Annotated in this window: 24 protein-coding genes; 17 read left to right on the top strand and 7 right to left on the bottom strand. The window is 42.4% G+C overall.

All coding sequences use genetic code 11. The features are described 5' to 3' along the window. Positions 1-68: 68 nt before the first annotated feature. Complete coding sequence (locus tag IQ230_RS14955; protein WP_193932756.1) at positions 69-788, bottom strand: GUN4 domain-containing protein; 720 nt, start codon at positions 786-788, stop codon at positions 69-71. A 280-nt stretch (positions 789-1,068) separates the two neighbouring features. On the opposite strand from IQ230_RS14955, the gene IQ230_RS14950 reads away from it, so the two are divergent. The 7 genes from IQ230_RS14950 to IQ230_RS14920 all read left to right on the top strand — a co-directional run bounded on the left by IQ230_RS14950 (position 1,069) and on the right by IQ230_RS14920 (position 6,829). Then, the gene (locus tag IQ230_RS14950) at positions 1,069-2,490 is read left to right on the top strand and encodes an NADP-dependent isocitrate dehydrogenase (RefSeq protein WP_193932755.1); all 1,422 of its coding nucleotides are present in this window, start codon (positions 1,069-1,071) and stop codon (positions 2,488-2,490) included. Positions 2,491-2,610: 120 nt separating this feature from the next. Continuing rightward, positions 2,611-2,946, top strand: coding sequence for a four-helix bundle copper-binding protein (locus IQ230_RS14945; protein WP_193932754.1), 336 nt, complete (start codon positions 2,611-2,613; stop codon positions 2,944-2,946). Between the two features lie 322 nt (positions 2,947-3,268). Then, complete coding sequence (gene rpiA / locus IQ230_RS14940) at positions 3,269-3,979, top strand: ribose-5-phosphate isomerase RpiA (protein WP_193932753.1); 711 nt, start codon at positions 3,269-3,271, stop codon at positions 3,977-3,979. A 104-nt stretch (positions 3,980-4,083) separates the two neighbouring features. Then, complete coding sequence (locus IQ230_RS14935; protein WP_193932752.1) at positions 4,084-4,248, top strand: type II toxin-antitoxin system HicA family toxin; 165 nt, start codon at positions 4,084-4,086, stop codon at positions 4,246-4,248. A 26-nt stretch (positions 4,249-4,274) separates the two neighbouring features. Next, on the top strand, positions 4,275-4,481 hold the full coding sequence (locus IQ230_RS14930) for a type II toxin-antitoxin system HicB family antitoxin (protein ID WP_193932751.1): 207 nt from the start codon (positions 4,275-4,277) through the stop codon (positions 4,479-4,481). A 274-nt stretch (positions 4,482-4,755) separates the two neighbouring features. Beyond that, the gene (locus tag IQ230_RS14925) at positions 4,756-5,937 is read left to right on the top strand and encodes an aldo/keto reductase (protein ID WP_193932750.1); all 1,182 of its coding nucleotides are present in this window, start codon (positions 4,756-4,758) and stop codon (positions 5,935-5,937) included. A gap of 142 nt (positions 5,938-6,079) precedes the next feature. Next, positions 6,080-6,829: a superoxide dismutase gene (locus IQ230_RS14920; protein ID WP_193932749.1), complete on the top strand. Its 750-nt coding sequence runs from the start codon at positions 6,080-6,082 to the stop codon at positions 6,827-6,829. 33 nt (positions 6,830-6,862) lie between these two features. On the opposite strand, the gene rsmG is transcribed toward IQ230_RS14920, so the two are convergent. Next, entirely contained in the window at positions 6,863-7,537 is a 675-nt protein-coding gene (gene rsmG / locus IQ230_RS14915) for a 16S rRNA (guanine(527)-N(7))-methyltransferase RsmG (protein ID WP_193932748.1), read from the bottom strand. A gap of 31 nt (positions 7,538-7,568) precedes the next feature. After that, on the bottom strand, positions 7,569-8,288 hold the full coding sequence (locus tag IQ230_RS14910) for an ABC transporter ATP-binding protein (protein ID WP_193932747.1): 720 nt from the start codon (positions 8,286-8,288) through the stop codon (positions 7,569-7,571). 204 nt (positions 8,289-8,492) lie between these two features. Here IQ230_RS14910 and IQ230_RS14905 point away from each other — a divergent pair, with 204 nt between their 5' ends. The 3 genes from IQ230_RS14905 to IQ230_RS14895 all read left to right on the top strand — a co-directional run bounded on the left by IQ230_RS14905 (position 8,493) and on the right by IQ230_RS14895 (position 10,401). Then, positions 8,493-9,413 carry a Sll0314/Alr1548 family TPR repeat-containing protein gene (locus IQ230_RS14905; RefSeq protein ID WP_193932746.1) on the top strand — a complete coding sequence of 307 codons (921 nt, stop codon included), beginning with the start codon at positions 8,493-8,495 and terminating at the stop codon, positions 9,411-9,413. 99 nt (positions 9,414-9,512) lie between these two features. Beyond that, a complete protein-coding gene (locus IQ230_RS14900) occupies positions 9,513-9,971 on the top strand; it encodes a DUF3531 family protein (RefSeq protein WP_193932745.1) in 459 nt (152 codons plus the stop codon). Position 9,972: 1 nt separating this feature from the next. Then, positions 9,973-10,401, top strand: a complete 429-nt coding sequence (locus IQ230_RS14895) for an NUDIX hydrolase (RefSeq protein ID WP_193932744.1) — start codon at positions 9,973-9,975, stop codon at positions 10,399-10,401. Here the strand turns inward: IQ230_RS14895 and IQ230_RS27940 are convergent. The 3 genes from IQ230_RS27940 to IQ230_RS14890 all read right to left on the bottom strand — a co-directional run bounded on the left by IQ230_RS27940 (position 10,392) and on the right by IQ230_RS14890 (position 11,857). Continuing rightward, positions 10,392-10,571, bottom strand: a complete 180-nt coding sequence (locus IQ230_RS27940; protein ID WP_407646664.1) for a DUF6887 family protein — start codon at positions 10,569-10,571, stop codon at positions 10,392-10,394. The genes IQ230_RS14895 and IQ230_RS27940 overlap by 10 nt on opposite strands. A 12-nt stretch (positions 10,572-10,583) precedes the next feature. After that, positions 10,584-10,703, bottom strand: a complete 120-nt coding sequence (locus IQ230_RS27935; protein WP_407646663.1) for a DUF6888 family protein — start codon at positions 10,701-10,703, stop codon at positions 10,584-10,586. Positions 10,704-10,840: 137 nt separating this feature from the next. Further along, positions 10,841-11,857 carry a ribose-phosphate pyrophosphokinase gene (locus IQ230_RS14890; protein ID WP_099700899.1) on the bottom strand — a complete coding sequence of 339 codons (1,017 nt, stop codon included), beginning with the start codon at positions 11,855-11,857 and terminating at the stop codon, positions 10,841-10,843. Positions 11,858-12,175: 318 nt separating this feature from the next. Here IQ230_RS14890 and IQ230_RS14885 point away from each other — a divergent pair, with 318 nt between their 5' ends. The 5 genes from IQ230_RS14885 to IQ230_RS14870 are packed head-to-tail and all read left to right on the top strand — an operon-like array spanning position 12,176 to position 16,770. Then, positions 12,176-14,089 carry a serine/threonine-protein kinase gene (locus IQ230_RS14885; protein ID WP_193932743.1) on the top strand — a complete coding sequence of 638 codons (1,914 nt, stop codon included), beginning with the start codon at positions 12,176-12,178 and terminating at the stop codon, positions 14,087-14,089. A 25-nt stretch (positions 14,090-14,114) separates the two neighbouring features. Further along, a complete protein-coding gene (gene bioD / locus IQ230_RS14880) occupies positions 14,115-14,780 on the top strand; it encodes a dethiobiotin synthase (RefSeq protein ID WP_193932742.1) in 666 nt (221 codons plus the stop codon). 38 nt (positions 14,781-14,818) lie between these two features. Next, positions 14,819-15,208, top strand: coding sequence for a Uma2 family endonuclease (locus IQ230_RS27700; protein ID WP_322742420.1), 390 nt, complete (start codon positions 14,819-14,821; stop codon positions 15,206-15,208). 44 nt (positions 15,209-15,252) lie between these two features. After that, the gene (locus tag IQ230_RS27695; RefSeq protein WP_322742421.1) at positions 15,253-15,510 is read left to right on the top strand and encodes a PDDEXK family nuclease; all 258 of its coding nucleotides are present in this window, start codon (positions 15,253-15,255) and stop codon (positions 15,508-15,510) included. 48 nt (positions 15,511-15,558) lie between these two features. Beyond that, a complete protein-coding gene (locus IQ230_RS14870) occupies positions 15,559-16,770 on the top strand; it encodes a M20 metallopeptidase family protein (protein ID WP_193932741.1) in 1,212 nt (403 codons plus the stop codon). A gap of 142 nt (positions 16,771-16,912) precedes the next feature. Here IQ230_RS14870 and IQ230_RS14865 read toward each other — a convergent pair whose 3' ends face one another. Further along, positions 16,913-17,515, bottom strand: coding sequence for a glutathione binding-like protein (locus tag IQ230_RS14865; protein WP_193932740.1), 603 nt, complete (start codon positions 17,513-17,515; stop codon positions 16,913-16,915). A 30-nt stretch (positions 17,516-17,545) separates the two neighbouring features. Between IQ230_RS14865 and IQ230_RS14860 the strand changes: the two genes are divergently transcribed. Further along, positions 17,546-18,523, top strand: a complete 978-nt coding sequence (locus tag IQ230_RS14860; protein WP_193932739.1) for an NAD(P)-dependent oxidoreductase — start codon at positions 17,546-17,548, stop codon at positions 18,521-18,523. Between the two features lie 21 nt (positions 18,524-18,544). Further along, on the top strand, positions 18,545-20,839 hold the full coding sequence (gene selD / locus IQ230_RS14855) for a selenide, water dikinase SelD (RefSeq protein WP_193932738.1): 2,295 nt from the start codon (positions 18,545-18,547) through the stop codon (positions 20,837-20,839). Positions 20,840-21,109: the final 270 nt, after the last annotated feature.

Below are 21,109 nucleotides of genomic sequence, written 5' to 3'. Positions count from 1 at the left end.
AACAATCTTTGAGAGAACGTTCGGACAAGGGTTTGGAGTCTAAAAAGTGGCATTTTCAAGGCGTTTTACTAACAACCTCGGCGTTCCCATGCAGGATGCGACAGCAAAGATGCTATCACTCGCACGCCGCGTAGCTGATTGGATAATGGTAAGTGACCTCTAGGAGCGTTGAGATTCCACGTAAACTCGTCAGGATAGCGAGTCCAATTGTTGCCTGATTTCCAACCAATTTTTGACCATAGTTTTTCCCAGTTTTTACCGACAGCAAGCCAGATTTCTCGTTGAACTGAAAAACCAAATTTCCCCTCTGAGTGAATTAACCATAGTTGATTGACTGTTTGTAGGTCAGTGTTGGTAAAATTTTCTACTTCGGTAAAATATAACCATTTTCTTTGCATTGCAGCAGATCCTGCTAATTCACAAAGTTTTTGAAGAGTAAGACGATCAGCAGCTTGAAAATCTTGCTTTGCAAGTAGTGTTTGCAATGAAGTGTAGTCAATACCTTGCTGTGAGTTGAGTTGGACAATGCCAGTCGGGAAATTAGTTTGGAGAAAATTCTTAGTCTCCAGCGAATCAGCACTGTAGAGAACTTGGTAAGCTTTGCCATCAATCCAGGTAGGTGGGTTAGACTGGCGTTGCAGTAAAAACTTCATGAGTAGCTCTTCGCCCGCAGTACCAAGCGTAGCGAGTTTTTCAATGGTTTGCGCTTGTACTTTTTCTGACCCTGTGGTTAACTGCAAAGCTAAAGCAGAGTCAAAATTAGTGTCAACGGTAGTGGGATCAGTCATGCCTTATTTGAGGATTGCGGTTACAGCTCGATCATTAATTTAACCTGACAGCGCGTATCAAAGCGTAGTATTAGCTGAATGCGATCGCTCTAAACGCTTACCAGATCAATTATTTATTCTAAATTTTGACTTTACAAGCCTGACGCAGCTTGTCAGAACTTTGTGAAAAAAGTTACTACATCAAAGATGAAATCTGGTAGCCTTCCAAAGAAGGATTTTTTTGTAACGGTGTTAATTATCCAGCACCTATCACAGCAGCCACCCTCTAGGAGTTTGAGTCATGTACGAGAAAATTACCCCACCAGATATCGGTTCGCGCATCACGTTCAAGAATGGTGAACCAGTAGTACCAGACAATCCAATTATTCCGTTTATTCGTGGCGATGGTACTGGTGTTGATATTTGGCCCGCAAGTCAAATGGTGATTGACACAGCTGTGCAAACTGCCTATCAAGGAAAGCGGCAAATTAGCTGGTTTAAAGTCTACGCTGGAGATGAAGCGTGTGATATCTATGGCACGTATCAATATCTACCTGAAGACACGTTACAAGCAATCAAAGAATATGGCGTTGCCATTAAAGGACCGTTGACTACGCCTGTCGGCGGTGGAATTCGTTCGCTCAATGTAGCATTGCGACAAATTAACGATTTGTATGCCTGTGTGCGTCCTTGTCGTTATTACGAAGGGACACCTTCACCACACAAATATCCTGAAAAACTTGATGTCATTATCTATCGCGAAAATACCGAGGATATTTATCTAGGAATTGAGTGGCGTCAGGGTACGGAAATGGCAGAACGGATTATTAGTTTACTCAATAATGAATTGATTCCTGCTAGCCCTGAACATGGTAAGAAACAGATTCGTCTCGATTCTGGTATTGGCATTAAACCAATTAGTAAAACAGGTTCTCAACGCCTGATTCGTCGAGCAATTCGACACGCGCTCCGATTACCGAAAAATAAGCAAATGGTCACTTTGGTACATAAAGGAAATATTATGAAATATACCGAAGGTGCCTTCCGCGATTGGGGCTACGAACTGGCAACAACTGAGTTTCGCAATGAATGCGTTACCGAACGCGAGTCTTGGATTTTGAGCAATAAAGAAGTTAATCCTGATATTTCCATTGCAGAAAATGCTCAGATGATTGAACCAGGATTCAATGCTCTGACGGCAGAGAAACAAGCTGTCATTTGTCAAGAAATTGAAAAAGTTCTTGATTCTATTTGGTCTACGCACGGTAGCGATCAATGGAAAGACAAGGTGATGGTAAACGATAGAATTGCCGATAGCGTTTTTCAGCAAATTCAAACACGACCAGATGAATACTCAGTGCTAGCAACGATGAACCTCAATGGTGACTACGTTTCTGATGCTGCGGCTGCTGTAGTTGGCGGACTCGGTATGGCACCAGGAGCTAATATTGGCGATGAGTGTGCAATTTTTGAAGCGACTCACGGTACAGCACCAAAACACGCCGGATTAGACCGTATCAATCCTGGTTCAGTGATTCTTTCGGGCGTGATGATGTTGGAATATCTGGGTTGGCAAGAAGCTGCAGATTTGATCAAACAGGGAATTAGTGATGCGATCGCAAACCGTCAAGTCACTTATGATTTAGCACGGTTAATGGAACCCCCCGTCGAACCACTGAAGTGTTCTGAGTTTGCTGAGGCGATTATCAAGCATTTTCAGTAACCTCATCTACCTGCGTAGTTTCTCAGGGTGAAGTTATCAAATAGAACGATTTCATCCTGATTTCATTCGTTTGTGTCAATCTGAGTTAAAAGGGTAGTGCAACATATCGGAGGTTAAATTATGACTACTGCAGAATCTAAACTTGATGCTTGTATTCAAGCTTGTCTAGACTGCCTACGCGATTGTGAATACTGTGCCAATGCTTGCTTAAGTGAAGATATGGTGCAGATGATGGCTGAATGTATTAAACGATGTCGTGATTGTGCTGATACTTGTGCCCTTTGCGCCCGTTTGATGTCGCGTAGATCGGAACTGCACAAGCAAATGTGTGGTGTGTGCGCCGAAGCGTGCGATCGCTGTGCCAATGAATGTGGTAAGCATGATGACGATCACTGTCAACGCTGTGCTGAGTCTTGTCGTCGCTGCGCTCAACTTTGTCGCGAGATGGCAGCATAATTTTGTGCCACGAATTAGTGTAAGTTCCATACAACTTACACTCTGTTTATCAACAGCAATTTTATCGACAGCAAACTAGCGTATTTCTACTTAAAAAGTACAAATGGATAACTATAGTAGTTGGCAAGACTGGCTAACAGTACTGTCTTATATAGGATTTACAGTTTTTGTCATGTGGCGTGTCTTTGCCACACAGAACAATTAAATAATCTCTTCAATTAGGTTGCTCCACTCAATATTAAATGTGGTTTATGTATATTGCCTGTTCGCGCTCGACGGTAAGATGAACTATAGCTAATTTTTACCTTGAGGAGTTTTGCGAATGACCGCAGGCGTAGATCCCGTAAAATTGATGAAGCAAGAAGTCGGTAAAGCTGCTGCCGATCGCGTACAATCTGGTACGATCGTTGGGCTAGGGACGGGGTCAACCACAGCGTACACAATTCAATTTTTAGGCGATCGCCTCAAGTCTGGCGAACTCAAAGATATTGTTGGTATTCCTACCTCTTTTCAAGCAGAAGTACTCGCTAAACAGTATGGCATTCCTTTAACGACTCTAGACGCAGTGGATCATATTGATATTGCAATCGATGGCGCTGATGAAGTCGATCCGCAAAAGAACTTGATTAAAGGTGGTGGTGCGGCGCATACTCGCGAAAAAATTGTTGATTACCTCGCCGATCAGTTTATCGTTGTTGTCGATAGCTCCAAAATTGTAGATCGCTTGGGTTCGAGCTTTGCAGTTCCCGTCGAAGTTATTCCGATGGCAATTTCTCCAGTCATGCGGGCGATTGAGAAACTTGGTGGTAAACCAGAATTGCGTATGGGTGTCAAAAAAGCTGGACCTGTGATCACCGATCAAGGCAACATGGTGGTAGATGTAAAATTCGATAGTATTGACGATCCAGCAAATCTCGAAAAATCGCTCAACAACATCCCTGGTGTTTTAGAAAACGGAATTTTTGTCGGCGTGACAGACTTAGTTCTTATCGGTGAAGTTCAAGATGGTAAGCCAGTCGTGAAGGAAATGTAGTAGAAACCTTAAAAGTACCTAACACAGTGGCAGATGAAACAGGAAGTTTACCCTGTAATCTTGAAGAGATTTAGCATCAGGTACTTCACAAGGGGCATCTATCTATGAAAGTGCGTGAAGTCATTAAGCGACTACAGCAAGACGGCTGGTATCTCGCTCGCATTAATGGTAGCCACCGCCATTTCAAACATCCAAGCAAACCTGGCATTGTCACTGTTGCAGGTAGGCCGAGTATTGACGTACCTATTGGTACACTAAAAATTATCTAGCGACAGGCTCAACTTGAAGAGGAGCAATGAGTTATAAAGTTGTTATCGAAAAAGGAGAAACTAGCTACGGAGCATACGTTCCAGATCTACCAGGCTGTGTAGCAGTTGCTGAAACCAGAGAGGAAGTTGAATTCCTGATCAAAGAAGCCATTCAGTTTCACTTAGAGATGCTGCAAGAAGAAAACTCAATCCCTGCACCAATGCCAAACGAGTTAATGACAAAAGAAGCTTAAACTAACGTTGAGCTTCAACCAAATGGGAGCGAATATTGCTTATTTGCACCGTGTGGTAGATGCCGAGAAGTAACTAGCAATCTTAACTCAGAAACATGGCTCATAGTTGGTACTTTGGAACTAAACAAATTGACTCCGAACTGTTGCCACTCAAATGTCAGGATTAAGACTCTAAAATGTTTGTAAATTCCAAAATATTCGGTTTAGTTGTCAGCAGAATTTATAACTTTTAGATTCTAGATAGGAGTTCAATCTAAAAATCCAAAATTTGGTAATGCAATACAGACGATTTGGGCGCACAAATATCCAAATGCCGGTGTTTTCCTGTGGTGGAATGCGCTATCAATTTAAATGGCAAGATGTCCCAGCATGGCAAATTCCCAGGAATAATCAAAAGAATCTGGAAGCAACGATTCGTAAAGCAGTAGAAGTTGGCATTAATCACATCGAAACTGCTCGTGGTTATGGTACTTCAGAGTATCAGCTAGGAAAAATTTTGCCGACCCTTCCCCGCGAACAAATCATTGTTCAAACTAAGATTAATCCGACTGACAACACCAGAGAATTTCAGCAAAAATTTGAGCAGTCACTTAAAAATCTACGGTTAGACTATGTAGATTTACTCGCAATTCACGGCATCAACGATCCTGAATCATTGCAGCAAAGTGTCCGCTTTGGTGGTTGTGTGGAAGTCTTACAAAAGCTACAAGCCCAAGGGAAAGTAAGGTTTCTTGGTTTTTCTACACATGGACCTACAGATATTATTGTGGATGCGATCGCAACTAATTTATTTGACTACGTTAACCTACACTGGTACTACATTAATCAAAACAACTGGGTGGCAATTGAAGCAGCGAATCGTCACGACATGGGCGTGTTTATTATTAGTCCGTCAGATAAAGGCGGAATGCTTTATAAACCACCACAAAAACTCGTAGATTTATGCGCCCCTTTAAGTCCTATTGTTTTTAATAATCTATTCTGTCTGAGTCATTCCCAAGTACATACGCTGAGTGTGGGTGCAGCACGTCCGCAAGATTTTGACGAACACTTGAAAACTTTCGCTCTACTAGGTAGTGCTGATGAAACGTTACCACCCATTTTGGCACGATTAGAACAAGCTGCGATCGCATCATTAGGAGAAAGCTGGGCAAAAACCTGGCACGTTGGTTTACCTAAACACAGTGAAACACCAGGCGATGTGAATATTCCTGTGATTTTATGGTTGCGAAATTTAGCGATCGCCTACGATATGATTGAATATGCAAAAATGCGCTACAACCTCTTAGGCAATGGTGGTAGCTGGTTTCCAGGTGCGAATGCTGCCAAAATCAATCAACTCAATTTACAAAATTGTCTCAATAATAGTCCCCATGCAGCAGATATTCCTACTATTCTGCAAGAAGCACACCAATTATTAAGTGGTGCTGCTATCAAGCGACTGTCACAAGAGTAGTTGATCTTTATTTGAGTTTAGTCTTTCCTCTCACTCTAACCTCCGACCTCTCTTTCATAATTTAAAGAATCATGTAAACGATAGATGTATTATTCGTATGAACTGAGAAGATATCTGATTAGTTGAGTAGCATCTATAACTTATGACTCTTAATCGGCGAAATTTCCTATTTATACTAGGAGCAAGTGCTGGTGCAGTTGCAATTGATACATTGCGTCCGCACAGTTTACTCAAGACTGCTTTAGCTGCGGAAACTCCTCCTAGTAGCAGTGGAAGTTTCGAGTTACCACCTTTACCTTATGACTACAATGCACTCGAACCACATATTGATGCTGCAACAATGCGATTTCATCACGATCGCCACCATGCAACTTATGTCAAAAACTTAAATGCCGCACTAGAAAAGCATCCTGAACTTAAAGGTAGAACTGTAGAACAACTCTTATTCAATCTCGATCGCGTTCCAGAAGATATTCGCACTTCCATCCGCAATAATGGCGGTGGTCACGTCAACCATACAATGTTTTGGCAAATTATGAGTCCAGATGGTGGTGGTGAACCAACAGGACAAATTGCTACAGTCATTAATCAAAATTTTGGTAGCTTTGCAGAATTTAAAAAACAATTCAATTCCGCTGGTGAGGGGCGTTTTGGTAGTGGTTGGGCTTGGTTAATCCGTACTCGTGATGGCAACTACCAAATTACCAGTACTGCAAACCAAGATAGTCCTTTTATGGAAGGCAACTATCCGGTTATGGGTAATGATGTGTGGGAACACGCTTATTACCTTAAGTATCAAAATCGCCGTGCAGATTATCTCAATGCTTGGTGGAATGTGGTTAATTGGAATGAAATTAATCAGCGATTAGCACAAGTTACAAAGACAACATAAGGATGTTATTGGGGGTTTGGCGTTGCTAAACCTCTATGAAATTTTACGTAGATATACGCAATGGCGGACACTATGACTTAGAGGTGTGGTAAATTTTTCAATGTTTTCAACTACACCACTCAACTGCTTAACCTTAGTTTGCAAAGCTTCAGTTTCATCACCTGTCCACTGTCCGCGATAGAGAATTGCTAAACCATTTGGTTTTAAGAATGGCAAGGTATACCCAGCGCAAAGCAATGGCGAACCCACAGCCCGAATGAGCGCAACATCGTAGCTTTGGTGATGTTGAGGCAGTTTATTAATAGTTTCTGCTCTACCCACTAAAGTAGTCGCATTTTGAATGCTCAGTTCTGCTAAGAGGTTATCGAGAAAAGTTATTTTCTTGCGTGTTGAGTCGAGGAGGGTAACGTGATTGGGAAGGGCGATCGCCACAGGAATTCCTGGAAAACCTGCACCTGTACCAATATCAATGACCTTAATATCAGTGTCTTGAGTAGATAGTAAGGGGACAATTCCGCGCAGTGAATCCCACAAATGCTTTTCCCAAAACTCGATTGGTTCTGTAATTCGCGTTAAATTCAGTTGACGATTACCTGCCAAAATCAATTCGTAAAGGCGTTGAAACTTCTTTTGTTGTGCTGCTGTCGGTTGCCAATTCATTTGCTGCCATACGTCCAACATTTGCGGCAGCAGGGGTGTTGTTACCATACCTCAATTAGCTCGTCATTCATTACTAACTCTACCCTGCTTCTGAAGCTTCCTCAATTTTGTCAACTGAGATTTTATTGATTGCGATCGCACCTTGCGCTTTTGCTTTAAGTAAAGCAGGATCGGGGATAGATTCCAAAACTCCATGATTCAGCGTCCAACAACTATCAGAGATGCTTAATAGATCGCTAGCATCGTGAGTCACGACTAACAACGTCCAGTGTTGTTTCAGTTTTGCTAACAAATTAACTAGCTGTCGCCGCATTGACCAGTCTAAACCAGCGGTTGGCTCATCTAATAAAAGTAAGTGTGGTTGACGAATCAGTTGTACAGCCAATGCTAAACGACGTTGCTGTCCGCCACTTAAAGCATGAGGTGCAGCGTGTAAAGATAAATGCTCTAATCCAACTTCTTGTAAAGCTTGTCGTACTCGTTCTGAGCCTATTTCAGGATGTCCTAAGCGCAATTCCTCCAAAATCGTACCACCACAAAAATGACGTTCGGGAAATTGAAAAACCAAGCCCGCTAGTTGTTGTAGGTAATCGGCAGTAAGTTCTTGATCTCGCCAAGAGATTTGACCTGTCGTTGCTTCAACAAGTCCAGATAAAATTTCTAATAGCGTACTTTTACCCGAACCACTCCGCCCAATAATCAATCCTAAGGTTTGGGGCGCTAACTGTAGATTAATTGACTTGAGAATAGCAGTTGGACTTGCTGGAGGATGATAGATAAGATTTTTGAGGTAGAGCATCCGTTAAGAGTACCAAAGAATTCAGACCAATTTCTAAATATGAGCTTTCAACTTTTTATAGGGAACACTACTAATGGTTTAAAGTTCATGAGTTCTTGTACTGTAATTTTGGCAAACGTAATTTGTCATGATGCTTTTATTTTGGCATTGCTGTCCTCGATTTGAGGCTGAGGCATTAGTCAGAGAACAATCGAGAGGTTGATTATGCGTAAAAAATGGTTTTCTGCTGTACAACACACGTTTGCTGCTTTGGCTAGCACAACATTAGTCACACTTAGCTTAGGGTTTAATCCAACTCTAGCTCAAGATCCGTTCCGTGCTACTAACCCACGTCAAATTGGCGACAACACAGAAGCAGCATTTAGAGCCATATTCGAGCAGGGTAATTATCAAGCAGCTGCAAATTATCTTAATCAAGCTGAGGCTAGCGAACCCAATGAACCTCTAGCTTATGCGATGAGAGCTTCACTAGCATATACATTGAACGATGATATTAACGCATTTAGTAACTATGGCAGGCGAACCTTAGATACTGGCAGACAGTTAATCAATCAAGATCCTCTGCGAGGTAATTTATATGCTGCTGTCGGTCATTTTTTACAAGGTGCAGCCGCTTTAGTTCGAGAGGGAACTGTTCGCGGTACGCCACGAGCGTTATCAGAGCTAAGACAAGTCTACTCCTATTTAGATCAAGCAGAAGCCGTTGCGCCTAACGATCCAGAACTGAATCTTCTGCGCGGCTATATGGATTTGATGCTAGCAGTTAATCTGCCATTTTCTAGCCCACAGGACGCCATTGATCGATTAGTAAAATTTGCTGGTCCAAGGTATTTAGCAGATCGCGGTTTGGCAATTGGCTATCGCGATTTGGATCAGTACGCGCAAGCTTTAACTTATGTAGAGCGGGCTTTACAAGCAACTCCTGATAACCCTGAATTGTACTATCTCAAAGCTCAAATTCTTGCCGAACAGGGCAACAAGCAAAATAATCCCTCCGCATTAAAAGCCGCAGTGGAGAATTTTGATCGATCGCTTGCCAAAAAAGACCAACTGCCATCTAGCTTGGTCAAACAAATTGAACGCGAACGAAGTAGAACTTTTCAGCGTGTCAGTAGTGCTAGTTAATTAAAAGCTAATCGCCGATTACTAAAAACAACTGCATCTGATAATTGAATTAAGATTGGTGTATTGTCCATGTCCGTTAATCATTAACCTCAAAACACAATGCAGGTACAGTTCCGTGAGTTCGATCCTTTTGATGTATGGATTTGGTTAGAGTTTGCTACCGTTCCTTCAGAAATGGAGAAACGATATGTCGAAGAAGTGTTTAACTCTTGGTTCTATTTAGGTAAACTTGGAGCATTCAACGCAGAAAATCTGCAAGTGCAAGAACAAGGACTCGATCTCAGCTATATGCATTACGACGAGCAGACGGCTGATAACAGTTTGATGGCACTCATGCACAACATGGGAGAATTTGAATATGAAGGAACATGGGGACGTTGCTGGTTTGACATAGGGACGAGTGATGCGATCGCTCTTGATATTCTGATCAATGCCTTAAAGCAGCTGAGCAAGGAATATGTCAGTATTGCTACGTTATTTATTGGTGGTGAAAACGAGGATTGGACAGTAGAAGATAGCGATCGTTCTGGTTTTATCTACGACGGTAGTAACAACTAAAATGCACAAACCTGGTGAAATTCGGGTATTAGCCTTGGGAATAGTTAAAAATGGCGAACGCGTTTTTCTTTCTCAAGGCTACGATCCTGGAAAGCAACAAACTTTTTATCGCGCCATGGGCGGCGGTGTTGATTTTGGAGAAACTAGCCGTGAAGCCTTACAACGGGAGTTCTACGAAGAAATTCAAGCGGAAATTACCAATATTCGCTACCTTGACTGTAACGAAAGTTTGTTTACTTACAACGATAAACCAGGTCACGAAATTCTTTTTGTCTATGAATGCGATTTTGTAGACCCCAAATTTTATCAAATAGATACGCTTGATTTTAAAGAAGGTAAACGGAAAAAGACTGCACTTTGGGTAGAGTGCGATCGTTTTAAAACTGGAGAACTCAAACTAGTACCAGAGCAGTTTTTAAATTATTTGTAAATGAGAGCAGTAGACAATAGTTGAGTAAATTCTTTATATAAGTTTTCATGCTCTATTCTTTGCTTCAGAGTTGCTTCTGCTACTTTAATATTTTCCTTCAGATGAGGATGATGAAAAAGAGTGAGAATAGCCTCAAGATCGTCTCGATGCTTTAAAACATATGCTCTAATACACTCATTTCTTCAAAATTCTGTTTCATCCAAAAACCTCCAAGGTTTGTTAGGAGGAACTATGATTTGCAAGTCATCGCCTGCTAAAAGATAAACATCTCCAGTTTTATCATCGAACTGGAATAAGCGAATGTCTTAATAAAAGTTGGAATCTGACAAGCTCGCAAACAAACTTGAGCCTGTTCGTTTGTAGGAAAAATCTTTGGTTCCTCAATTGTGACACAAATGTAAGCAAAGGGGCATTTGTTGCCCCTTAGATACTTTTTTAATTAGCGAAACATACTACTAACTGAACTATCTTCGTGAACGCGCCAGATGGTTTCACCGATGAGATTTGCCACTGAGAGTACTGTTAATTGTGCAAAACGATAATCTTCAGGGACAGGAATTGTATTAGTGACAATCACTTCCTCAAATATCCCACTCGATAAACGTTCCACTGCTGGTGGTGAAAACACGGCATGCGTCGCACAAGCATAAACCTGACGTGCTCCCTGTTCGCGTAATAACTTGGCGCCTTCTGTAATCGTACCGCCAGTATCAATCATATCGTCTACCAGCACAGCAGTTTTACCTTCAACGTCACCAATTACATTGAGGACTTCTGCAACATTGTGTGCTTGACGCCGTTTATCGATAATTGCGAGTGGTGCATCATCTAGCTTTTTCGCAAATGCTCTTGCTCTAGCAACACCTCCGACATCAGGCGAAACGACCACCAAGTCAGCAAGTTGCTTACTAGCTAAGTAATTAATCAGAACTGGAGAACCATAAACATGGTCAAAGGGAATATCAAAGTAACCTTGAATTTGCGCGGAGTGCAAATCCATCGCTACAATGCGATTAGCGCCTGCTTGAGTAATCAAGTTAGCCACCAACTTAGCTGTAATCGACTCGCGCCCTGCCGTTTTGCGATCAGCCCTCGCGTAACCATAGTAGGGAATCACTGCTGTAATCTGCCGCGCCGAAGCCCGACGACAGGCATCGATCATAATCAGCAATTCCATCAGATTATCATTAACGGGATGGCAAGTCGGCTGAATAAGATAAACATCGCAACCGCGAATTGATTCTTGAATTTGAATGTAAAGTTCACCATCTGCGAAGCGCTTTCTAATCATCGGTCCCAGTTCCATGCCCAAATAGCGAGCAACTTCTTGGGAGAACGGTACATTAGCAGAGCCAGAAAATAGACGCAGACGGTTATTATCAGCAACCGCAGTAGGAGCTGACTGAAGTGTCAAAGTTGCAGAACTGAGCACGGCAGACCCTCGGAGCACCTTCATGAAAATCTTATCATCACTGCTTTAGTGACTTCTTGGAAATAACGGGGAATTTTAATTATAAGCTTGTATAAAGTTTTTAGTAATAGCAAGTTAAACTATTTTTTTGGATTTTATTTGATTGACTTGTCGGCAGATTTGGAGCACAAACTGTGGTAGGAACTATGTTGAATAATTGCCACTCCTTGAATTCAGCGAGTAACAAAGAATCTAATCGCGAAGTTGTCAGTTGACCGAGAAACTTTTAGGTAAAATTACTTGGTCTTAATTGTTAGTGAACCGTTGAACTTTTACAGAATAGCTTAAGATTTAGCAAAAACGATGCAACCACCTATTCCACTGGAAAGTGTACTACAAAACCGCTACCGAATAATTCAAGTTTTGGGTCAGGGAGGATTTGGTCGTACTTATTTAGCGCAAGATCAAGGACGCTTCAATGAACTATGTGCATTAAAAGAATTAATACCTAATCAAAACGACGATTTTCATCTTGAAAAATCAAAAGAGCTATTTCAACGCGAAGCAGCGACTTTGTACCAGATACAGCATCCTCAAGTACCACAATTTCGTGCCAATTTTGAAGAGGATCAACGTTTGTTTCTGGTGCAGGATTATGTTGAAGGAAAAACCTACCACGAGTTGTTGGAAGAACGCAAAGCCCAGGGACAAACTTTTTCAGAGGTGGCTGTATTACAGTTAATTCGACAATTATTGCCTGTACTAGCACATTTACACACTCGTGGCATTATTCACCGCGATATTTCACCAGACAATATTATTTTGCGCGAAAGTGATAATAAACCAGTATTGATTGATTTTGGTGTTGTCAAAGAATTAGCAACGCAATTTCAATCAGCCAATAATTCACCACAACCTACAACTGTAGGTAAATTAGGTTATGCACCAAGCGAACAACTGCAAACAGGAAAAGCTTACCCTAATAGCGATCTTTATGCTTTAGCTGTAACTGCTATTGTCTTACTGACAGGAAAAGAGCCTCAAGAGTTATTTGACGATACCGAACTGACGTGGAACTGGCAACAATGGGTGACTATCACTCCCGAATTTGCAGCAGTTTTGAATCGGATGTTGAGTGTACGACCAGGCGATCGCTACCAATCAGTGGTAGAAGTTGCAAAAGCTTTATCTTCAGTTGATCGTCTCAACGCGACAAATCCGCAACTCCCCAATCTGCACCGCAAGGCGATCGCCAATACTGAAGAATCATCAAGTCCTTCCGAACCTGTTACGCCAGAAGTATCGCAAATTCAAACAATTGCTGTAAATCGTCGTCCTAATTTAATTGGTTCAAGTTCTCATCAATCCAGACAGTCCGATCCAGTAATTCCTGTAACGCGAAAACGCGAAATTTGGGAAAATCCTTGGGCTGTGATTGGAATTGGGCTTTGTGTCGCTATAGTGGCTGGCTTTGGGTCATTGTTTTTAGTCAGTTACTTTTTGAGCAACCGTACTCCAGAACCACAATCATTTCCCTCTCCTATAGTTCCTGAAAGCCCGACACCAACTCCAACGGTGACTGAAACACCTTCTCCTGAACCGACAACTTTTAGTCAACAATTGGATCTTGTACCTGGTGCAACAGCAAGTGTTTCCGGTACACTACAAGCTAACGGAACAGCTAACTACACCTTTAATGGCGAACAAGGACAACAACTTAGTACGGCTCTTGCACAAGAAGGCGTTCTGTTGACTGTGTTAGGACCAAATCAAGCACCCATTGAAGAATTAGCTCGAAGAGTTACGCGCTATCAAGGCACATTGCCATTTACTGGAGAATATACGATTCAATTAAGCCCTGTGCAAGGAATTGAGGAAAGCAACTATCAGCTTGACGTTTTACTTGAAAATCCAGTTTTACCGACACCAACGCCTACAGAAACGCCACCATCAACAGTTATCCCCACAGTCGTCCCCGAACGAATCAGTGTCAATCCTGGAGAAGTAGTCACACCATCAGGGATCACAGGACCACAGCAAATAACACGCTACTTAGTTAACGTACAAGAAGGGCAAGTTTTATCGGTGGCAGTAGCCCAAGGTGCAGTGACTTTAGATATTCGCGATCCGGATGGTCAATTAATTGAAGGCGCTACCAATTTGTTGAACTGGCAATCGCAAGTATCGCGTAGCGGTGATTATCAAATTGACATGATTCCGACAGCAAACGAGGACATCGAGTTTACTGTAAATATCGGTATCGAAAATTTACAATAGGGTAGTAATACCTGAGTGAATTGATGTGAATGCGTTACTAATTGCGGGAACTGATACTGATGCGGGAAAAACTGTTTTAACGACAGCATTGCTTGCTTACTGGCGAAATCATTTTCGCAATTTGGGTATTATGAAGCCGATTCAATCGGGAACAGGCGATCGCGAATTATACTCGCAGCTATCGCTGAATCAATCGATAACAGAAATCACACCACTTTACTTTGAAGCCCCGCTAGCACCACCAATCGCTGCAGCTAAGGAAAATCGTAATATCGATTTGGCACTCGTATGGCAAACGTTGCAAAATTTAAGGGCGTCGCGAGATTTTGTACTAATAGAAGCTTTAGGAGGATTGGGTTCGCCTGTAACAGCAGAGTTTACTGTTGCTGATTTAGCTGCAGAATGGCGCTTACCCACTGTACTAGTTGTTCCAGTACGTTTAGGCGCGATCGCCCAAGCAGTAGCAAATGTAGCTTTAGCACGACAAGCTCGCGTTTCACTTAAAGGAATTATACTCAATTGCGTTCAAGCGCGATCGCCACAAGAAATTGCAGATTTCGCCCCTCCTGAATTAATTCAATCGCTTACAAATGTCCCTGTTCTAGGTTGCTTGCCTCATTTTACTGACCCTACCGATTTAGATAAATTATCTCAAGCTGCTGCGGCTTTAGACTTAAATCTCAAGTTGTGACGATTAGCGATTAGCTTCTATTCAAAGGAGATCTTATTATGCAGCTTGCCTTGAAACACTTAGTCACTTCAGATACAGCAACTGTAACTGCCGACACCGACATTCTACTAAGCATACCTGTAGGAAAAAGTGTCTTATTAGAAAATGTTGATTGGCAGACATTTGAAAAAATACTAACTCAATTGGGCGATCGTCGTGCTGCTCGACTTGCGTACGACCGAGGAACTCTAGAAATTATGGCTCCTTTACCAGAACATGAATACTACAAACAAGCAGTTGGAGATTTAGTTAAAGATCTTGCAGATGTCCTCGATGTTGATTACGAAACACTTGGTTCGACAACTTGGAAACGCCCAGATTTGCTAGCAGGAGTAGAACCTGATAACTGTTTTTACTTTCAGCATGAGTTAGAAATTCGCGGTAATTAAATTTTGACCTTACCCAAGATCCACCACCCGATTTAGTCTTAGAAATTGACATTACAAGTAAATCACTTGATCGAATGCCTATTTATGCCCGATTGGGAGTTCTTGAGATTTGGCGTTACGACAAAGGACAAATTAAGATCTATCAGCTTCAGGGTGAGACATATGCTGAAACAGACATAAGTCTTGCTTTTCCTCTGATTCAAGTACAGCAAATTATTCCATTTATTCAGCAACATCGAGCCGCAGGGAAAAAAGCAATGCGACGTGCCTTCCGTGAATGGGTTAGGCTACAGATAGAGTAAGCAGCATCGATTATATGCTTTGCACATTGTTATTCAGTGAATTAAGTAATGGTTTCTACTTCCTCAAAACCTCTAAATGTCGATCTATCTCGCATTCGGTCAGATATTCAAGCGTTACAGCCGCAATTAGTTGAGTGGCGGCGCAAGTTACATCAACGCCCAGAACTCGGTTTTCAAGAACACTTAACTGCTGAATTTGTTGCTCAAAAGTTGCAAGAATGGGGTATCGAGCATTATAAGGGTATTGCGAAGACGGGAATCGTTGCTGTTATTAGAGGTCACAGAGAAGAAAAAACTGTGTTGGCAATTCGGGCGGATATAGATGCGTTACCAATTCAGGAAGAAAATGATGTACCCTACCGTTCGCAACACAATGGAGTGATGCACGCTTGCGGACACGATGGGCATACTGCGATCGCCCTCGGTACGGCTTATTATCTTTCCCAACACCCTGGTACATTCAGCGGTACTGTAAAAATTATCTTCCAGCCTGCAGAAGAAGGACCAGGAGGTGCTAAGCCAATGATTGAGGCGGGAGTACTCAAAAATCCTGATGTTGATGCAATTATTGGTTTACATCTGTGGAACAATCTACCTTTGGGTACGGTAGGCGTCCGCAGTGGGGCGTTGATGGCAGCTGTAGAAACTTTTCGCTGCACAATTTTGGGTAAAGGCGGACACGGTGCAATGCCGCATCAAACTGTTGATTCGATAGTAGTAGCTGCCCAAATTGTCAATGCGTTGCAAACAATCGTAGCGAGAAACGTCGATCCGATTGAATCAGCAGTCGTAACTGTAGGCGAACTTCATGCTGGAACGGCATTGAACGTTATTGCAGATACTGCACGCCTGAGTGGTACAGTGAGGTATTTTAACCCGAAGTTGGAGGGTTATTTTGTTCAACGCATCGAGCAAATTATTGCGGGAATTTGCCAAAGTCATGGCGCGACGTATGAATTGAATTACTCGCACCTCTATCCTCCAGTCATCAACAATCCTGAGATGGCAGAATTTGTGCGATCACAGGCTGTAAGAGTGATTGAAACACCGCTAGGAATTGTTCCAGAGTGTCAGACAATGGGTGGCGAAGATATGTCATTCTTTTTGCAGGAAGTCCCTGGATGCTACTTCTTTTTAGGTTCGGCAAATTTAAGTCGAAATTTAGCATATCCCCACCATCACCCCCGCTTTGATTTTGATGAAACCGCGTTAGGAATGGGAGTAGAAATTTTTGTACGTTGTGTGGAAAATTTTGGTTAGAGAATAAACCACATAGGCGTAGCTTTCCCGTAGGGGTTGCCGAAGGCTATGCTAGGGCACAAAGGTAGGTAAATTTACAGCAGTGTTCGGTAGTGTACTGAAGTACCTACTCTCAAATCTCACTGTGGTTCATTCATCATGATTAGGGTATGGACATCCCATGTTTTACTGCTGGACGCTGTTCTACTGTTTCTACCCAGCGTTTGAGATTGGGATGATTGTCTAAAGTTAAGCCTTGAAATTCATAGATAGCTACCCAGGGATATGTTGCAATGTCTGCAATCGAGTAGTCACCACAAATAAATTCATTATTGGCAAGCTGTTTATCGAGTACGCCATAGAGTCGTAATGTTTCTTTTTCGTAGCGTTCAATTGCATATTGAATTTTTTCTGGGGCGAACTTTTTGAAATGATTAAGTTGACCAAACATTGGTCCGATACTACCCATTTGCAGCATGAGCCATTCTAAAACTTGAAAGCGTTGTTTTTGATCTGTGGGCAGTAATTTCCCTGTTTTTTCAGCTAAATAAATTAAGATTGCCCCTGATTCAAAAACTGTTGTACCTGTGTCTTGATCCACAATTGCGGGAATTTTACTATTGGGATTAATCGCTACATATTCCGGTGTAAATTGATCGTTTTTTGTAATATCAATAACATGGACATTGTAGGGAAGATCGACTTCCTCTAACATAATCGAAGCTTTGCGTCCGTTTGGTGTCGTAAAGGTATATAGGTCAATCATGATAGTAATTAGCGATCGCAAATGTGAGCAATGAATAATCGGGAACAGTCTAAAATACCTACTCTTCCTGGTCGAGTCGTCATTACTGCTTCTGGCAACTTAGCACAAAAGGTAGCGCAGCAATTTCCACCAGAAACTGTCATCACTTTACCGCACGATCGCATTGTTCTCGATGCACCTGACACGTTTGCCTTAGTTCCAGGTATTCAACTCGTAGATGCGGCACTCATGGATAGCTTACCGCAACTTAAACTTATTCAACGCTCAGGCGTTGGGGTAGAAAATGTCGATATTCCAGCAGCAACACAACGCGGTATCTATGTCGCTAATGTTCCCTCCTCTGGTACGGGTAATGCAGAATCAGTGGCAGAACTCGCGATATTACATATGTTAGCTTTAGCGCGATATCGAGGTGGCGAACTTAATTGGAATCAACCCGCAGGACAAAGTTTGTGGGGCAAAACGGTAGGAATTTATGGTTTAGGTGGGATTGGTCAAGCATTGGCGCGGAGACTGCGCGGTTTTGAAGTGCAGCTATTAGGAATTAAACAGCATCCCAATCCTCATCTTGCTGCAACATTGGGTTTAAAATGGCTGGGGACTCCAACTGAGCGATCGCACTTACTGCAACAGTCTGATTTTGTTGTTATTGCGGCTTCGGCTGATAATGTCACGCAACCTTTTGGATTAGCAGATTTTCAACAGATGAAATCTACAGCGTATCTCATCAATGTTACTCGCGGTACATGGGTAGATGAAATCGCATTAGTAAAAGCCTTACAAAATAAAGTCATTGCAGGTGCAGGACTTGATGTCTTTCAACAAGAACCTTTACAACCTGATTCTCCCCTACTGCAAGCCGACTTAAATATTATGCTAACTCCGCATTTAGGAGGACACACGGATACTGCAACAACAGGAATTGCTAAGGCTGTCGCGGCAAATATTCTACGAGTAGCGCAAGGTCAACCACCTAGAAATTGTTTTAACGTGGAAGTAAGGGAATAATCTTATAAGATCAGGATTTTCATGCAAGCATCGCATCCGATTGTCAAAGACTTGGTGTTAATTGGTGGTGGACACAGCCATGCGATCGCCCTAAGAATGTTTGGGATGAACCCGCTTCCTGGAGTCCGCATCACACTCATTACCGAAGCATCGGATACGCCTTATTCTGGAATGTTACCTGGTCATGTTGCCGGTTTCTACTCGCGAGAAGAATGCCATATTGATTTGCGTCGCTTAGCGCAATTTTCCCAAGCACAGCTATATATTGACCAAGCAATCGGTTTAGACTTAGAAAACAAGCAGGTGATCTGCGCGCATCGTCCACCTGTAGCGTTTGATGTCGTCTCAATTGATATTGGTAGTACTCCAGCGACGATTACTGTACCTGGTGCAACTGAATACGCAATTCCTGCTAAGCCAATTTCGCAATTACTCGCACACTGGGATCAGTTTGTTGAAAATGTCAAGCAAAATCCTCGGCAACCCATTCGCATCGGTGTTGTTGGTGGGGGCGCGGGTGGTGTGGAATTAACACTTTCTCTTCAAAGTCATTTACAAAGTATTCTCAAGCAGCATTGCTTGGATTTAGAAATTCATCTGTTTCATCGCGATGCAGAAGTCATGTCCACCTATAACGCGTGGGTCAGGCGTCATTTTCACAAAATTTTGCAACAGCGAGGAGTTCAGTTACATCTACAAGAAACTGTCTCAGAAGTTCAACTCCACAAAGTCGTCTGCGAGTCAGGATTAAAAGTAGAGTGCGATCGCATCTTTTGGGTAACGCAAGCATCCGCCCCCCCATGGTTACGTGCATCAGGACTAGCAACGGATGCAGATGGATTTATACAAGTGAATGACTACTTACAGTCAATTTCGCATCCTGATGTCTTCGCTGCTGGAGATATTGCCACAATGATTCATCATCCCCGCCCGAAAGCGGGAGTGTTTGCTGTTCGTCAAGGGAAACCACTCTTTGAGAACTTGCAGCGAAGTTTACAACAGAAGTCTCTAAAACCTTACAAGCCACAAAAACAATATTTGAGTTTAATCGGTACAGGTGATGGCAAAGCGATTGCCACCAGAGGTTCTTTCGGCTTTGGTCCTTCTCAACTACTATGGCACTGGAAAGACTGGATTGATCGCCGCTTTATGGAAAGATTCAGTAATTTACCAGAGATAAAACAAGGAGACAGGAATCAAAACAACTCACTACTTATTTCTTCCCCTCACCCCTCAACGCCAGTTTGCTCAACGGAGGACACCTCCGCACGCAACTGGCTCCCCCTAACTCCTCGCCCCTCTACAATGCGCTGTGCTGGTTGTGGTTCTAAAATAGGAAGTACAGTTTTAGCGCGTGTTTTAGCGCGAATTCAACACGAACAACCTAGGGTAAATCGCCAAGATATTTTGATTGGTTTAGATGCGCCGGATGATGCTGCGGTGATACAAGTCCCCGCAAACTTGGCAATGGTGCATACAATTGATTATTTTCGCGCTTTGATTAACGATCCGTACCTGTTTGGGCAAATTAGTGCAAATCACTGCTTGAGTGATATTTTTGCAATGGGGGCGGTACCGCAAAGTGCGTTGGCGATCGCTACATTACCCTATGCGTTAGAAGCAAAAGTCGCAGAGACGCTGTTTCAGCTTTTATCAGGTGCGATCAAAGTTTTAGCTGATGTGAATACACCGCTAGTAGGCGGACACACAACCGAGGGTGCAGAACTTGCATTTGGTCTATCATGTAACGGTTTAGTTCATCCTGATAGATTATTACGTAAAAGTGGCATGCAACCAAGTCAAGTCTTAATTCTTACTAAAGCATTAGGAACAGGAACGTTATTTGCCGCACAGATGCGCCAGAAAGCAAAAGGTAAATGGATCGATACTGCGGTGGAGTCTATGCTACTATCCAATGCTGCTGCTGCGACTTGTTTTTTAGAACATGAAGCAACTGCTTGTACTGATATTACTGGTTTTGGGTTACTAGGGCATTTAATAGAAATGATACAAGCCTCCCATGTTGCTGTTGAATTACAAATGTCAGCGATTCCAGTTTTGGATGGTGCAATTGAAACAACACAGCAAGGAATTGTCAGTTCGCTACATTCAGAAAATTTGAGAGTTTCGCGCTATATTTCTAACCTGACTAAGGTAGAAAATCATCACTATTATCCTTTACTATTTGATCCACAGACATCAGGTGGTCTTTTAGCAGCACTTCCGCAGCAGAAAGCAAATGATTGTCTAGCAACACTTCGGAAATTAGGTTATTCTGACTGTCAGATTATTGGTGAAGTGAAAGAAAAGAGCTGATTCGGTTGAAACCGCAGCTACACAGACAAAACCTATCTTCATAGGCTTCTACAAAGATAGATTTTTTTATTAGTCCACGGAGGTGGACTTAGTTTTTGAGCCGCGACTTCAGTCGCCAGGCGTTCTAAGAACATTCCCGACTTAGAGGAGGTCTGAAAAGTAAAAAAGCTCTCGTTACAATAACCTGTCAATAGCAAAAAATGACAGAGAACGAGAGTCATGGGTCAATCATATCGTACCGATCTCACAGATGAACAATGGGAATTACTG

The organism is Gloeocapsopsis crepidinum LEGE 06123, from assembly GCF_015207655.1.
Taxonomy (GTDB): Bacteria; Cyanobacteriota; Cyanobacteriia; order Cyanobacteriales; family Chroococcidiopsidaceae; genus Gloeocapsopsis; species Gloeocapsopsis crepidinum.
This window is presented reverse-complemented; position numbering and strand designations above follow the sequence as displayed.

Bases quoted from the DNA above. Each gene is read 5' to 3' on its own strand.
- IQ230_RS14955 (WP_193932756.1), bottom strand. From the start codon at position 788: ATGACTGATCCCACTACCGTTGACACTAATTTTGACTCTGCTTTAGCT.
- IQ230_RS14950 (WP_193932755.1), top strand. From the start codon at position 1,069: ATGTACGAGAAAATTACCCCACCAGATATCGGTTCGCGCATCACGTTC.
- IQ230_RS14945 (WP_193932754.1), top strand. From the start codon at position 2,611: ATGACTACTGCAGAATCTAAACTTGATGCTTGTATTCAAGCTTGTCTA.
- rpiA (WP_193932753.1), top strand. From the start codon at position 3,269: ATGACCGCAGGCGTAGATCCCGTAAAATTGATGAAGCAAGAAGTCGGT.
- IQ230_RS14935 (WP_193932752.1), top strand. From the start codon at position 4,084: ATGAAAGTGCGTGAAGTCATTAAGCGACTACAGCAAGACGGCTGGTAT.
- IQ230_RS14930 (WP_193932751.1), top strand. From the start codon at position 4,275: ATGAGTTATAAAGTTGTTATCGAAAAAGGAGAAACTAGCTACGGAGCA.
- IQ230_RS14925 (WP_193932750.1), top strand. From the start codon at position 4,756: ATGCAATACAGACGATTTGGGCGCACAAATATCCAAATGCCGGTGTTT.
- IQ230_RS14920 (WP_193932749.1), top strand. From the start codon at position 6,080: ATGACTCTTAATCGGCGAAATTTCCTATTTATACTAGGAGCAAGTGCT.
- rsmG (WP_193932748.1), bottom strand. From the start codon at position 7,537: ATGGTAACAACACCCCTGCTGCCGCAAATGTTGGACGTATGGCAGCAA.
- IQ230_RS14910 (WP_193932747.1), bottom strand. From the start codon at position 8,288: ATGCTCTACCTCAAAAATCTTATCTATCATCCTCCAGCAAGTCCAACT.
- IQ230_RS14905 (WP_193932746.1), top strand. From the start codon at position 8,493: ATGCGTAAAAAATGGTTTTCTGCTGTACAACACACGTTTGCTGCTTTG.
- IQ230_RS14900 (WP_193932745.1), top strand. From the start codon at position 9,513: ATGCAGGTACAGTTCCGTGAGTTCGATCCTTTTGATGTATGGATTTGG.
- IQ230_RS14895 (WP_193932744.1), top strand. From the start codon at position 9,973: ATGCACAAACCTGGTGAAATTCGGGTATTAGCCTTGGGAATAGTTAAA.
- IQ230_RS14890 (WP_099700899.1), bottom strand. From the start codon at position 11,857: ATGAAGGTGCTCCGAGGGTCTGCCGTGCTCAGTTCTGCAACTTTGACA.
- IQ230_RS14885 (WP_193932743.1), top strand. From the start codon at position 12,176: ATGCAACCACCTATTCCACTGGAAAGTGTACTACAAAACCGCTACCGA.
- IQ230_RS27700 (WP_322742420.1), top strand. From the start codon at position 14,819: ATGCAGCTTGCCTTGAAACACTTAGTCACTTCAGATACAGCAACTGTA.
- IQ230_RS14870 (WP_193932741.1), top strand. From the start codon at position 15,559: ATGGTTTCTACTTCCTCAAAACCTCTAAATGTCGATCTATCTCGCATT.
- IQ230_RS14865 (WP_193932740.1), bottom strand. From the start codon at position 17,515: ATGATTGACCTATATACCTTTACGACACCAAACGGACGCAAAGCTTCG.
- IQ230_RS14860 (WP_193932739.1), top strand. From the start codon at position 17,546: ATGAATAATCGGGAACAGTCTAAAATACCTACTCTTCCTGGTCGAGTC.
- selD (WP_193932738.1), top strand. From the start codon at position 18,545: ATGCAAGCATCGCATCCGATTGTCAAAGACTTGGTGTTAATTGGTGGT.